Origin of the sequence: Nonomuraea rosea, assembly GCF_039539705.1 — a bacterium.
GTDB lineage: Bacteria > Actinomycetota > Actinomycetes > Streptosporangiales > Streptosporangiaceae > Nonomuraea > Nonomuraea rosea.
This window is the reverse complement of record NZ_BAABDQ010000007.1, coordinates 203,200-215,769: the sequence shown is the minus strand read 5'-3', so window position 1 is coordinate 215,769 and position 12,570 is coordinate 203,200. Positions and strand designations below refer to the sequence as shown.

11 protein-coding genes are annotated in these 12,570 nt (G+C 70.2%); 4 read left to right on the top strand and 7 right to left on the bottom strand.

Features of this window, described 5'->3' with window-relative positions:
• Positions 1 to 20 precede the first annotated feature (20 nt).
• Complete coding sequence (locus tag ABEA43_RS19370) at positions 21 to 1,469, bottom strand: serine/threonine-protein kinase (protein WP_345563571.1); 1,449 nt, start codon at positions 1,467 to 1,469, stop codon at positions 21 to 23.
• Entirely contained in the window at positions 1,459 to 2,961 is a 1,503-nt protein-coding gene (locus ABEA43_RS19365) for a serine/threonine-protein kinase (RefSeq protein WP_345563569.1), read from the bottom strand. The genes ABEA43_RS19370 and ABEA43_RS19365 overlap by 11 nt, the downstream gene beginning before the upstream one ends.
• 30 nt (positions 2,962 to 2,991) lie before the next feature.
• Between ABEA43_RS19365 and ABEA43_RS19360 the strand changes: the two genes are divergently transcribed.
• Together ABEA43_RS19360 and ABEA43_RS19355 are read left to right on the top strand one after the other, a co-directional pair.
• Positions 2,992 to 4,755 (top strand): DEDD exonuclease domain-containing protein, encoded by a 1,764-nt coding sequence (locus ABEA43_RS19360; protein WP_425570303.1) that lies wholly within the window; start codon positions 2,992 to 2,994, stop codon positions 4,753 to 4,755.
• Positions 4,756 to 4,777: 22 nt separating this feature from the next.
• Positions 4,778 to 5,065, top strand: a complete 288-nt coding sequence (locus tag ABEA43_RS19355) for an Lrp/AsnC family transcriptional regulator (protein WP_345563566.1) — start codon at positions 4,778 to 4,780, stop codon at positions 5,063 to 5,065.
• A gap of 96 nt (positions 5,066 to 5,161) precedes the next feature.
• Here ABEA43_RS19355 and qcrB read toward each other — a convergent pair whose 3' ends face one another.
• The 4 genes from qcrB to ctaE are packed head-to-tail and all read right to left on the bottom strand — an operon-like array spanning position 5,162 to position 9,430.
• Entirely contained in the window at positions 5,162 to 6,844 is a 1,683-nt protein-coding gene (gene qcrB, locus ABEA43_RS19350) for a cytochrome bc1 complex cytochrome b subunit (RefSeq protein WP_345563565.1), read from the bottom strand.
• Positions 6,841 to 7,956, bottom strand: a complete 1,116-nt coding sequence (gene qcrA, locus ABEA43_RS19345) for a cytochrome bc1 complex Rieske iron-sulfur subunit (protein ID WP_345563563.1) — start codon at positions 7,954 to 7,956, stop codon at positions 6,841 to 6,843. The genes qcrB and qcrA overlap by 4 nt, the downstream gene beginning before the upstream one ends.
• A complete protein-coding gene (gene qcrC, locus ABEA43_RS19340; RefSeq protein WP_345563561.1) occupies positions 7,953 to 8,762 on the bottom strand; it encodes a cytochrome bc1 complex diheme cytochrome c subunit in 810 nt (269 codons plus the stop codon). The genes qcrA and qcrC overlap by 4 nt, the downstream gene beginning before the upstream one ends.
• A 14-nt stretch (positions 8,763 to 8,776) precedes the next feature.
• A complete protein-coding gene (ctaE, locus tag ABEA43_RS19335) occupies positions 8,777 to 9,430 on the bottom strand; it encodes an aa3-type cytochrome oxidase subunit III (RefSeq protein WP_345563559.1) in 654 nt (217 codons plus the stop codon).
• A gap of 193 nt (positions 9,431 to 9,623) precedes the next feature.
• Here ctaE and ABEA43_RS19330 point away from each other — a divergent pair, with 193 nt between their 5' ends.
• Both ABEA43_RS19330 and trpD read left to right on the top strand, forming a co-directional pair.
• Positions 9,624 to 10,049 carry a hypothetical protein gene (locus ABEA43_RS19330; protein WP_345563836.1) on the top strand — a complete coding sequence of 142 codons (426 nt, stop codon included), beginning with the start codon at positions 9,624 to 9,626 and terminating at the stop codon, positions 10,047 to 10,049.
• A gap of 6 nt (positions 10,050 to 10,055) precedes the next feature.
• Positions 10,056 to 11,099 carry an anthranilate phosphoribosyltransferase gene (gene trpD, locus ABEA43_RS19325; protein ID WP_345563557.1) on the top strand — a complete coding sequence of 348 codons (1,044 nt, stop codon included), beginning with the start codon at positions 10,056 to 10,058 and terminating at the stop codon, positions 11,097 to 11,099.
• Positions 11,100 to 11,232: 133 nt separating this feature from the next.
• Here the strand turns inward: trpD and ABEA43_RS19320 are convergent, their stop codons facing one another.
• Positions 11,233 to 12,441 carry a L,D-transpeptidase gene (locus ABEA43_RS19320; protein WP_345563556.1) on the bottom strand — a complete coding sequence of 403 codons (1,209 nt, stop codon included), beginning with the start codon at positions 12,439 to 12,441 and terminating at the stop codon, positions 11,233 to 11,235.
• Positions 12,442 to 12,570: the final 129 nt, after the last annotated feature.

The window sequence follows — 12,570 nt, the reverse complement described above, 5'->3', positions numbered from 1 at the left end:
TGCTTGCAGCGTGTTTGTACTCATTTCGAGAGTTCTGCGGAGATCAGCCGGGCAGCGTCGATGGCAGGTCCCTTGTCCTGCGGAGACTCGACGGACACGTCCTCACGATGCCAGATCACCTCGCCGAGCAGGTTGCTCGTCCGGAAAAGGAGCGTGCTGTCGGAATTGCCGCTCTTGTTGCTGTTGGTGTGGCGCAGGAAACCGTTCTGGAGGATCGCCACCTCGCCGACGCCGGTGACCTCGCTGACCCCGCCGTAGGACTGGCGCATCACCGTGCCCTTCGCGGCGTCGCGGCTGGCCTTCTCGCTGGTGAAGCGGCGTATCGCCACCTGCGGGCCGCCGAGGTCACCGTCGGGCTTCTCCGTCCAGGCGCGGACGACGAGGCGGCGGGCCGGCCGCTCGCGGACGAGCCACTGGCACTCGCCGGGCCTGGTCAGGCTGCGTTCGGGGACGCCCTTCATGATCTGGGCGGCCTGGGCGTCGGTGAGGAGCTTGCAGGGGTTGGGCGCCGACGCGAACTTGCCGATCTCCTGCTGCCCGCCGGCCACGCTCACGGCGTACCAGCCGCCCGCGCCCAGGGCCACGACGGCGGCGAGCACGGCGGGCAGCAGCCATCGCCTGCGGCCGCCGGAGCGCGCCAGGGAACCCCTCGGAGCGGCGCCGGTCAGGGCGCTCAGCGCCGCGCGGACCTGGGGGGTCGTGGGGCGGGCCGCGGGGTCCTTCGCCAGCATGGCCATCAGCAGGCCGCCGAGGTCACGGCCCGCGTTGGCCGGGAACGGCGGCTCGTGCAGCAGCACCGCGGCGGCCACCGCCGCGGGCAGCGCCCGCTCGAACGGCCCGCGGCCCTGCACGGCCGTGTACAGGCTCGCGCCGAGCGACCACAGGTCGGACGACGGGCCCGAGGGCTGCTCGTTGAGCCGCTCGGGGGCCATGTAACCGGGCGAGCCCGCGCTGCCGAACCTGTCGCCCTGCCCGCCCATCGGAGCGGCGATGCCGAAGTCGGTGAGCATGGCGGAGCCGTCGGCGTCGAGCAGGATGTTCGCCGGCTTGACGTCCTGGTGCAGCATGCCGTGCGCGTGGGCGACCTCCAGCGCGGACAGCACGCGGAGCCCCACCGCCGCCACGAACGCGGGCGGCAGCGCCCCCTGCTCCTTGATCACCTTGTCCAGGGAGCGGCCGCTGACGATGTCCATGATGATCCACGGCTGGCCGCTCTCGAGGACCACGTCGTGGACGAGCACGATGGCCGGGTCGCGCAGCCGCCCGGCGGATCTGGCCTCGTGGATGGCCCGGTCGGTGAACTCGGCCCGGCCGTGCGGGCTCAGCCCTTCGGGCACGCGCACCTGCTTGACCGCGACCTGCCGGTCGAGCACCTCGTCGATCGCCCGCCACACGGTCCCCGCGCCGCCCTGCCCGAGCCGCTCGATCAGCCGGTAGCGGCCTGCCAGGAGGTAGAGGTCACCCGGCATTGCGCAACGCCTGCACGCTCGCCTGCGCCGCTTTCAGCGCCGTCTGCTTGACGTCCTCGTCGGTCGGCCTCTCGGCGAGGGTGGAGTATTCGACGCTGACCACCAGGTTGGCCAGCCGGTAGTAGACGTACGAGGTGTGCACCCGGCCCGTGGAGCCGGCCAGCTCGACGCCGAACGCCTCCTCGCCGACCCCGTCGATCTGGCGCACCTGGGTGCGTTTGGCCGTCCTGGACTCCTTCACCCCGATCTCGGGCCACGTCCAGTCGACGCTGTCGTATTTGGTCCACCAGCGCTTCTGGTTCTGGAAGAGCACGCGGGACGAGGACACGGTCATCGACCAGGGGTCGACGGTGTCGGAGTCCTTCTGCACCTGCAGGCCCACGCCGCTGCCGGAGATCGGCCAGCCGCACTTGGGGCCGACCTCGTCGGAGCTGGGCTGTCCTTTGGGCGGGCTCTGGGTGCGCAGCAGCCTGCCCACGTCCTGCGAGCCGATCAGCTTGCACACGTCCATGGGCACGGTGAAGGCCGACGGCGTCCCGCTCTCCTGGCCGCGCAGGACGAAGTAGCCGGTCGTGCCCGCCGCGACGACCACCGCCGCCGCGGCCGCGGCCCAGATCACGACCCGGCGGCGCCGCTTGACCCTGCCGGGCGCGGTCACCTCCTGGGTCGAGGGCAGCCGCGGCGCGGGGCCGCCCGCGGCGACCTGCCTGAGCGCCTCCACGGCCGCGTGCGAGCTGGGACGCGCGGCCGGCCGCTGGGCCATCATGGCCGCCAGCAGCGGGCCGAGCGGGCCGGGCGCGACCGGCACCGGCTGCGTCAGCGTGGCGCGCACCCGCTGGGCCGCCGAGCCCTCGTAGGCGGACGCGCCCGTCAGCGCGACGTAGAGGGTCGCGCCGAGCGACCACAGGTCGCTGGCCGGCCCGCCGGGCTCGCCGTCGAGCCGCTCGGGCGCGATGAACCCGGGCGAGCCGATCATCATGCCCTGCTCGGTGAGCGTGGCCTGGCCCTCCTGCCTGGCGATGCCGAAGTCGGTGAGCACCACCCTGCCCTTGTCGGTCAGGAAGACGTTGCCCGGCTTGACGTCGCGGTGCTGCATCCCCTGCGCGTGGGCGACGGTCAGCGCTTCGAGCACCTCGGCGCCGACCCGCGCGGCATAAGCAGGCGGCATGGGTCCGAACTCGCGCACCGTCTCCGCCAGCGTCCGGCCCCTCAGCAATTCCATGACCAGCCACGGCCGCTCGTGCTCGACGACCACGTCGTGCAGCGCCACGATGCCGGGATGGCGCAGCCGCGCGGTGGCCTGCGCCTCGCGCACGGCCCTGGTCACCAGGTCGGCCCGATCCTTGGGCGACGTGCCTTCGGGCAGCGTGAGCTCCTTGACCGCCACCTCGCGCTCAAGCATCTCGTCCCTGGCCAGCCACACCTTCCCCATACCGCCGGCGCCCAGGGGGCGCAGCAGGGAGTAGCGACCGGCAAGTCTTCCCGCGGACATACAGGGAAGGGTAACTAAGGATCAAGAGGGATGGTGATTCGTTCCTGTCAGTCCCCCTCTCTATGGTCTTGGTTCGTGGACTCGGTTCAAGGCACCCTCGACGAGCTCGGCACTCCGCTGAGCGACGTCACGTTCGTCGTGTTCGACCTCGAGACGACCGGAGGCTCCCCGTCCGAGGACGCCATCACCGAGATCGGCGCGGTCAAGGTGCGGGCGGGCGAGGTCCTCGGCGAGTTCTCCACGCTGGTCGATCCCGGGGGGCCGATCCCGCCGTTCATCTCGGTGCTCACCGGCATCACCGACGCCATGGTCGTGGCCGCGCCGCGGATCGAGGCGGTGCTGCCGAGCTTCCTGGAGTTCATCCGCGGCGCCACGCTGGTGGCGCACAACGCGGGATTCGACACCCGTTTCGTCAAGGCCGCCTGCGCCGCGCAGGGCTATCCGCCGCCGGCCAACCCGGTCGTCGACACCGTCGACCTGGCCCGCCGCGTGCTGACCCGCGACGAGACGCCCAACGCCAAGCTGGCCACGCTGGCCAGGTTCTTCCGCAGCCCCACCGACCCGTGCCACCGCGCCCTCCAGGACGCCAGGGCCACCGTCCACGTGCTCCACGGGCTGATCGAGCGGGCCGGGTCCTTCCAGGTGCACACGCTCGAAGAGCTCAAGTCGTTCGTCCGTGCGCCCACGCCCGAGCAGCAGCGCAAGCGCCACCTGGCCGACTCCGTCCCGCACGCGCCGGGCGTCTACCTCTTCGAGGACGAGCGCGGCGAGGTCCTCTACATCGGCAAGAGCACCAACCTGCGCAACCGCGTGCGCTCCTACTTCACCGCGAGCGAGACCCGCCCGCGCATCCGCGAGATGATCGGCATCGCCGAGCGGGTGCGCCACATCGTCTGCGCGACCGCCCTGGAGGCCGAGGTCAGGGAGCTGCGCCTGATCGGCGGCGCCAAGCCCCGCTACAACCGCCGCTCCCGCTTCCCGGAGAAGGTCGTCTGGCTCAAGCTCACCACCGAGCCGTTCCCCCGCCTGTCGATCGTGCGCGACCTCAAGGACGACGGCGCCACCTACCTGGGGCCCTTCACCAGTGCCCGCCTGGCCGACGAGGCCCGCGTCGCCCTGCACGAGGCCGTCCCGCTGCGCCAGTGCACCCAGCCGATCACCCTGCGCACCCGGCGCGCGGCCTGTGTGCTGCACGAGATGGGCCGCTGCGGCGCGCCCTGCGAGGGCAGGGAGACCCAGGAGCAATACTCGCTGCACGCGGAGAGCGCCCGCCGCGCCATGACGCTCGATGCCACGCCCGTTTTCACGGCCGTGTCGGCCCGCATGGAGCGGCTGTCGGTGGAGCAGCGCTACGAGGAGGCCTCCATCGACCGCGACCGGCTGGCCTCCTTCGTCCGTACGGCGGCCCGCATGCAGCGCCTGAGCGCCATCACCCGCATCCCGCAGCTCGTCGCCGCCAGCCCGGCGTTCGACGGCGGCTGGGACCTCCACGTCGTCCGCTACGGCAGGCTGGCGGCGGCCGGGGTGATGCGGAAAGGCACCCATCCGACCCCGTTCGTCGCCTCCCTGACCGCCACGGCCGAGGCCGTCATCCCGGGGCCCGGCCCCGTCCACGCCGCCAGCGCCGAGGAGACCGAGTGCATCCTGCGCTGGCTGGAGTCGCCGGGGGTGCGGCTGGTGGAGGTGGACGGCGAGTGGAGCCTGCCCGCCAGGGGCGCCGCCCGCCACAAGGCCCGCATCGACCTGGCCTACCGGCACTTCGACCAGCCGCGCGGGCGGGAGGGGCGGCCTTGAGGTGACCCGATAGAGTTGCCGCATGGTCACGGCTATCGTCCACATCAACGCAGAGGTAGACCGGATCCCGGAGGTCGCCCAGACGATCGCCGAGATCGCGGGCGTCAGCGAGGTCTACTCCATCACCGGCGCATACGACCTGCTGGCGATGGTCAGGGTGGCCGCCTACGAGGAGATCGCCGAGGTCATCCCCGGGCGGATCAACAAGGTCGCGGGCGTGCTGCACACCGAGACGCACATCGCCTTCCGCACCTACTCCAAGCACGACCTGGACGCGGCGTTCTCGATCGGCTTCCCCGAGTCCGACTGACGCGCGCGGTCATCCCCTCAGCAGGGCCGGCACACGCGGACGGGCCCGCCCGGGAGAGCGATGCTCTCACCGGGCGGGCCCGTGTGGCGTCCGCGGTCAGTGCGTGAGGCTGCGGTCGTCACCGCCGGAGCTGATGGCGGCGTGCTCGTCCTCGCCGTGGCCGTCCTCGCCGTGCCCGTGCCCGTGCCCGTGCCCGTCGTCCAGCGGGATCTTCTCCCCGCCGTACGCCTTCGACATCCGCGCGCGGAGCTTGCCGAGCGGCCCGCGCATGCCCTTGGGCGGGATGCCCGCGGTGTCCTCTTCCACCGGCAGCATCGGCACCGGCTCCTTGCCGCGCATGTGGGCCTCGATGTCGTCCGCCGGAGGCGTGTGGACCTCGATGAACTCACCGTGCGGCAGCCGCTTGATCACACCCGACTCCACCCCGTGCGAGATGACCGCGGCGTCGGAACGCTGCAGGCCGAGGCACATGCGGTAGGTGATCAGGTAGGCCAGCGCGGGAGCGACGAAGATCAGCACGCGGCCGCCGTACGTCGTCCAGTTGAGGCCGATGTGGAAGTTCGCCGAGATCTCGTCGTTGGCGCCCAGCAGCCACAGCACGCCGTAGAACGTGATCGCCGACATGCCGATCGAGGTCCGGTGCGGGTTGTTGCGCGGCCGGTCCACGACGTGGTGCTCGCGGTGGTCGCCCGTCACCCAGCGTTCGAGGAACGGGTAGAGCGCGAGCCCGGTCATGATGATGCCCATCGGCACCAGCGCGGGGATGATCACGCTCAGCGGCAGCGTGCCCGCGTGGGCCGTGCCGAAGAGGTTGATCTCCCAGGGCGGCATGATACGCAGCGCGCCTTCGAGGAAGCCCATGTAGAAGTCGGGCTGCGAACCCGCCGACACGTCCGCCGGCGTGTAGGGCCCGAACAACCAGATCGGGTTGATCTGGCTGAACGTCGCCAGACCCGAGATCACGGCGAGCGTGAACAGCATGTACGCGCCCGCCTTCGCCATGAAGGCCGGGTAGAACGGCGCGCCCACCACGTTCTGGTTCGTCCGGCCCTTGCCCGGCATCTGCGTGTGCTTCTGCACCCACATGAGCACCATGTGAGCCGAGATCAGCGCCAGCAGGATGCCCGGGATGAGCAGGATGTGCAGTGCGTAGAACCGGGAGATGACATCCTCACCCGGATATTCCCCGCCGAACAGGAAGAACGTGATGTACGTCCCCACCAGCGGCAGCGAGATCGCCACGCCCTCGGTGATCCGCAGACCGGCGCCGGAGAGCAGGTCGTCGGGGAGCGAGTAGCCGGTCAGGCCCTCGGCCAGCGCCAGGGTCAGCAGCAGCACGCCGATGATCCAGTTGAGCTCGCGCGGCTTGCGGTAGGCGCCGGTGAAGAACACCCGCAGCGCGTGGACCATCATGCCGGCCACGAAGAGCAGGGCCGCCCAGTGGTGCATCTGCCGGATGAGCAGACCGCCACGGACGTCGAAGCTGATCTCCAGCGACGACGCGTAGGCCTCGGACATCATGACGCCCTTGAGCGGCGCGTACGAGCCGTCGTAGGCGATCTCGCCCATGCTCGGCTTGAACCAGAACGTCAGGAACGTACCGGTCAGCAGCAGGATGATGAACGAGTAGAGGGCGATCTCGCCCAGCAGGAAGGACCAGTGGTCCGGGAAGATCTTGCGCAGGTTGCGCTTGAGGAAGTTGGCCCCGCCGAGGCGGTCGTCGAGGAAGGTCGACGGCCCCGCGATGGCCTTGGGCACCTTGTTGAGTTCGTCGCTCATGCCTGGCCTCCCTTCTCCCTCGCCGCGGCCTCGGCGTCACCGCGTTCCCAGTAGCTGGGGCCGGGGGGCACTTCGAAGTCCCCCTGGGCGATGAGGTAGCCCTCTCCGTCGACGGTGATCGGCAGCTGCGGCAGCGGCCGCGCGGCCGGGCCGAAGATGACCTTCGCGCCGTCGGCGGCGTCGAACGTCGACTGGTGGCACGGGCAGAGGATGTGGTGGGTGTTCTGCTCGTAGAGCGCCGCGGGGCAGCCCACGTGCGTGCAGATCTTGGAGTAGGCCACGATGCCGTCGTGGATCCAGTTCTGCCTGACGCCGCTCTTGATCTCTTCCGGCCGGAACTTGATCAGGATGAGCGTGGCCTTGGCGAGGGCGTTGAGGTCGTGCTGGTAGCCCTCGGGGACCACCGACAGGATGCCGCCGGGAGAGTTGAAGTCGGCGGCGCGGATCGGCTGGCCCGTGCCCTCGACGACGAGCCTGAGCGGCTTGCCCTCCTTGGTCTTCTCACCCCACACCGTGTGCCGCAGCGTCTTGTTGAACTTGGCGCCCGGCATCTTGCTGTTGTCGAGGTCGCGCAGCAGCACGATCGGGGCCAGGCCCAGAGGCGCGGCGGCCAGCAGCAGCGTGCGGCGCAGCAGCTTGCGCTTGACGAAGCCGCTCTCGTTGGCGCCCTGGACGAACGTGTCGGCCACGACCTCGCGGTCCTCCTCGGCGGAGGCCATCTCGTGGCGCTCCTGGACCAAGGAGTATTTCGGCATGATCTGGCGGACCCAGATCACGATGCCGACCGCGAGCCCCAGGATCGCGATCGTCAGCGTGCTGCCCAGCGCGAGGTTGGACGTGCCGGTCGCCTCGGGGCTGCCGACCTGGAAGACCACGTAGGAGACGATGAACGCGAGGCCGGCCAGGAAGGTGATCGTGAAGCAGAGCGCCACGAGCCTCTCCGCCTTGCGGGCCTTGGCCTCGTCCTGCAGCGTCACGCCGGGGACGTCCTGGTCGGCGCTCTCCGCCGCCTCCGCGGCGCCGAGCATCGAGGTGCCCGGCGCGGGAGTGCCGATGACGCGCTTGGGTACGCGTTCGTCCGGCTGCTCTATCTCGTGCTCGTTGTCAGTCATGACTTCTGTCGCTTCTTCGCGGTGATCCAGATGGCGGCGAGTGCGAGGGCACCGAGGCCCACTATCCACGCTACGAGACCTTCGGTGACCGGGCCGATGCGCCCGAGGCCGAAGCCTCCCGGGTCCTGCTGCTCACGAACCTCAGTGATGTACGCGATCATGCTGCGCTTCTCTTCCGGCGTGATCGTCGTGTCGTTGAAGACGGGCATCGCCTGCGGACCGGTGACCATCGCCTCGTAGATCTGCGTCGGGGTCGCCTCATTGAGGTTGGGCGCGTACTTGCCCTGCGTCAAGGCGCCACCGGCGCCGACCCAGTTGTGGCACTGGATGCAGTTGGCGCGGAACAGCTCGCCGCCCTTGCCGGCGTCGCCGAGCTTGGCGTCGACCTGCTCGGCCCCGGGCACCTGCGGGCCGCCGCCGAGCGACTGCACGTAGGCCGCGACCTGCCGGGTCGTCGTCTCGTCGACCCAGGGCGCCGGCGGCTTGCGCGGCGCCTGCGGGCCCGGGTTGGCCGCGGGCATGCGGCCGGTGCTCATCTGGAAGTCGACGGCCGCGGCGCCGACGCCGACGAGCGTGGGCGCGGTCGCGGTGCCCTGCGCGTTCATGCCGTGGCAGCTCGAACAGTGCGCGACGAACAGGCTCCTGCCCTCGGCCACGTCATCGACCTTGCCTGCCGCGAGTGCCGCGTCGGCAGGCTTGCCCGCCTGGACAAAGGCGGCGTATACCATCCCGACCAGCGCCAACGCCAAAATCAGGACGGCATATCTCGCGAGGGGATGCCGCCGCCAAGCGGTGATCCTAGTCACAGAGATCCCGTTCCTTAACGAATAATGTAAATGGTCGCGAAAAGACCGATCCAGACGACGTCTACGAAGTGCCAGTAGTAGGACACGACGATGGCGCTGGTGGCCTGCTCATGCGTAAAGCGCTTCGCGGCGTACGTACGTCCCAGCATGAACAGGAACGCGATCAGGCCACCGGTCACGTGCAGGCCGTGGAAGCCCGTCGTCAGGTAGAACACCGAGGTGTAGGCGTTAGCGGACAAGGTCGCGCCCTCTGACGCCAGCTCCATGTACTCGTACAGCTGCCCACCGACGAAGACCGCGCCCATGAGGAAGCTGATGATGTACCAGAAGCGGAGCTTGCCGACCTGCCCCTTCTCCGCGGCCCACACGCCGAGCTGGCACGTCACACTCGACAGAACCAGGATGATCGTGTTGACCGTCGCGAACGGGATGTTCAGGTGAGCGCCTTCTGCGACCTCCAGGCCCGCCTTGTGCAGTGCGGGACCCCACTCGAAGCCGTTGCCGGTGCTCACCGACCGGATGGTGAAGTACATCGCGAACAGCGCCGCGAAGAACATGAGCTCAGAGGACAGCCACACGATCGTACCGACGCTGACCAGATTTGGTCTGCGGTACGACTGGGCTGCCGTCGTCGAAGTTATTGCGGATGCTGTCGCCACGGGCAGCATTATTGCGGTTCCGGTGGTCGGTCCGGCGCACGACCCCCCGTTAGCAGGTACAAACCACCAACCAACCTGGGATAATCGCCACAAAACACCCAGCAAACCGCCCCACCGGCCGGGCGGCCTGGGATTGCGGCCCGGAGCACCGGTACGATCCAGGGTGACCATACCGCTACGAGCGATAGTGAGCGCGACCGTGATGTCCAGTGGGAGCACCGACGACACGATGAGGGTCCTCGTCTACAGCGACGACGCCGCCACCCGGACCGAGGTGAGCCAGGCCATCGGCAGGCGCCCCGCGGCCGACGTCCCCCTCGTCGAGATCGTGGAGTGCGCCACCGAGCCCAAGGTCCACCAGTGGCTGGGCTCGGGCGAGATCGACGTCGCGATCCTCGACGGCGAGACCCAGCCCGCGGGCGGCATGGGCGTCGCCCGCCAGGCCAAGGACGAGGTCTACGACTGCCCGCCCATCTGCCTGATCATCGCCAGGCGCGACGATCGCTGGCTGGCCGACTGGTCCAAGGCCGACGCCGTCGTGTCGCAGCCCCTGGAGCCCCTGGTCCTGGCCGACACCGTGGCCGACCTGATGCGCCGCCGCTCCGCCACCCGACTCAACGCCAAGTAGGTGCCCATGGACTCCCGGACGACCTGGCCCGCCCTGCTCACCGCTCTCCTGTCCGGAGAGCACCTCACCTCCGACGAGTCGGCCTGGGCGATGCGGGAGATCATGTCCGGCGCCGCGACGCCGTCCCAGATCGCCGGGTTCGTGATCGCCCTGCGCGCCAAGGGCGAGACCGTGGCGGAGGTGGTGGGCCTGGCCCGCACCATGCTCGACCTGGCCACGCCGCTGAGCGTGGAGGGCCCCGTGGTCGACATCGTCGGCACCGGCGGCGACCGCGCCCACACCGTCAACGTCTCCACGATGGCCGCCATCGTGGCCGCGGCCGCGGGCGCCCGCGTCGTCAAGCACGGCAACCGGGCCGCCTCGTCCTCGTGCGGCGCGGCCGACGTCCTGGAGCACCTCGGCATCAGGCTCGACCTGTCACCGGAGCAGACCGCCCAGGTGGCGCGCGAGGCGGGCATCGCCTTCTGCTTCGCCCCGGTCTACCACCCCGCGCTGCGCTTCGCCGGGCCCACGCGCAAGGAGATCGGGATTCCCACGATCTTCAACTTCCTGGGCCCGCTCACCAACCCCGCCCGTCCCGCGGCCCAGGCCATCGGCGTCTTCGACGCCGGCATGCTGCCGGTGATCGCGGGCGTGTTCGCCGAGCGCGGCGTCTCCGCCCTGGTGTTCCGCGGCGACGACGGCCTCGACGAGCTGACCATCGCGGCCACCTCGACGGTCTGGGTGGTCAAGGACGGCACCGCGACGCAGACCACGTTCGACCCGGCGGTGCTCGGCATCCCGCGCGCCGACGTGGGCGCGCTGCGGGGCGGCGACGTGGAGTTCAACGCGCAGGCCGTGCACGACCTCGTCCGCGGCAAGACCGGCCCGGTGCGCGACGCCGTGCTGCTCAACGCCGCCGCGGCCCTGGTGTCGCTCAGCGGTCCCGGCGACAACCTCGACGCGGCCATGATCGACGGCTACGCCCGCGCGGTGCAGGCGGTCGACTCCGGCGGCGCCTCGGCCACCCTCGACCGCTGGATCGAGGCCAGCGGCTCCTTCCGCCCCTAGGCACCTTCCCGCGCGGCCCAGGGCCCTTCCGCCCGGCCCAGGGGCTCCTTCCGCCCGGTCCAGGCCCTGCCCAGGTCCAGGGCTTCCGCCCGGCCCAGGCCCTTCTGCCCCGCTCGAAGCGGGGCAGGCCCGTTTACGGCAGGGCCATGGTGGGGCCCGCCTTCAGGGAGCTCCACTTCTGCCACTGCTTCCAGTTCTCCTGCCAGTGGCCCCAGCCGTTCGTGGGCTCCAGCTTGCGCGGCGACCCGGTGATGATGATCGGGTCGCCGATCAGCGTGTTCTTGATGAACCAGGCGGCGTTGTCCGGGCTGATGTTCACGCAGCCGTGGCTGACGTTCGCGCTGCCCTGCGAGCCCACCGACCAGGGCGCGCTGTGCACGTACTCGCCGCTGTTGGAGATGCGGACGGTGTTGTAGACGGTGAGCTGGTAGTAGCCGGCCGAGCCGGGGCCGATGCCCGGCGAGGTCATGACCGTGACGGGCTCGCGCGACATCGCCAGGTGGATGCCGGAGGTGGTGTAGTACTTCCACTGCCCGCCCTGGCCGGCGCTCATCGGCATCGTGCGGATCTTCTTGCCGTCCCGCCTGACGGTGAGCACGTGGTTGTCGGTGCTGCCCCGGGTGATCTGCGACCGGCCGATCTTGAAGTCGAGCTTGACGTCGCGCTTGCCGTACATGCCGGGCCCGCCCCGCGCGCCGGCCAGCTTCGCCTGCACCCGCACCTTCGAGTGCGCGGGCCAGTATTTCTCCGGCCGGAAGTCCACGTGCGAGTCGTCGAACCAGTGCCAGGCCCCCTCCACCGGCTTGGTGCTGTGGATGGACAGGTTCCGCTCGACGGAGACGCGGTCCGCGACCGGCTTGTCGAAGGTGATCATGACCGGCATGCCGATGCCGACCGTCAGCCCGGTGTCGTCCTTGTTCGGGGTGATGGTCTGGATGTCGAACGTCTTGCCGCCCTTGACCGTCGTGAACGTGCTGGTCGACTCGCTCTGCTTGCCGGCGGCGTTCACGGAGACCGCGGTGACCGTGTACGAGGCGCCCGGCCGGGCGGTGCCGGTGCTGCGCCAGCGGGTGCGGTCGGCGCTCAGCTCACCGGGCAGCGAGCCCGCCTTGCCGCCCTCCACCCGTACGCTCTTCAACGCGCCCCCGTGGGCCGCCACCACCACGGTCTGGTCCGTGGGCACGTTGGCGGCCTTGTCCGGCGGAGAGAAGCCCACAGGGGGCGCCTGAGCCGCCTTGCCGGCCATGGCGGCCCCCTCGGGACCCTCGGCAGGCCCGCCCGAGCACGCCGTCAGCAGCGCCAAGGCCAGCAGGCCGGCCGATCCATACGCTACGCGCCCCACGAGTGACTCCCTCGTCCAAGATCGAACCGCTTCTGCCTCCTTTATTACCCTGAGTGATCGAATCACCACATCCGTGCACTGGTAAAGAACACCAAAAAGCGGACGCCCTCCCCCAAAGGAAAGGACGCC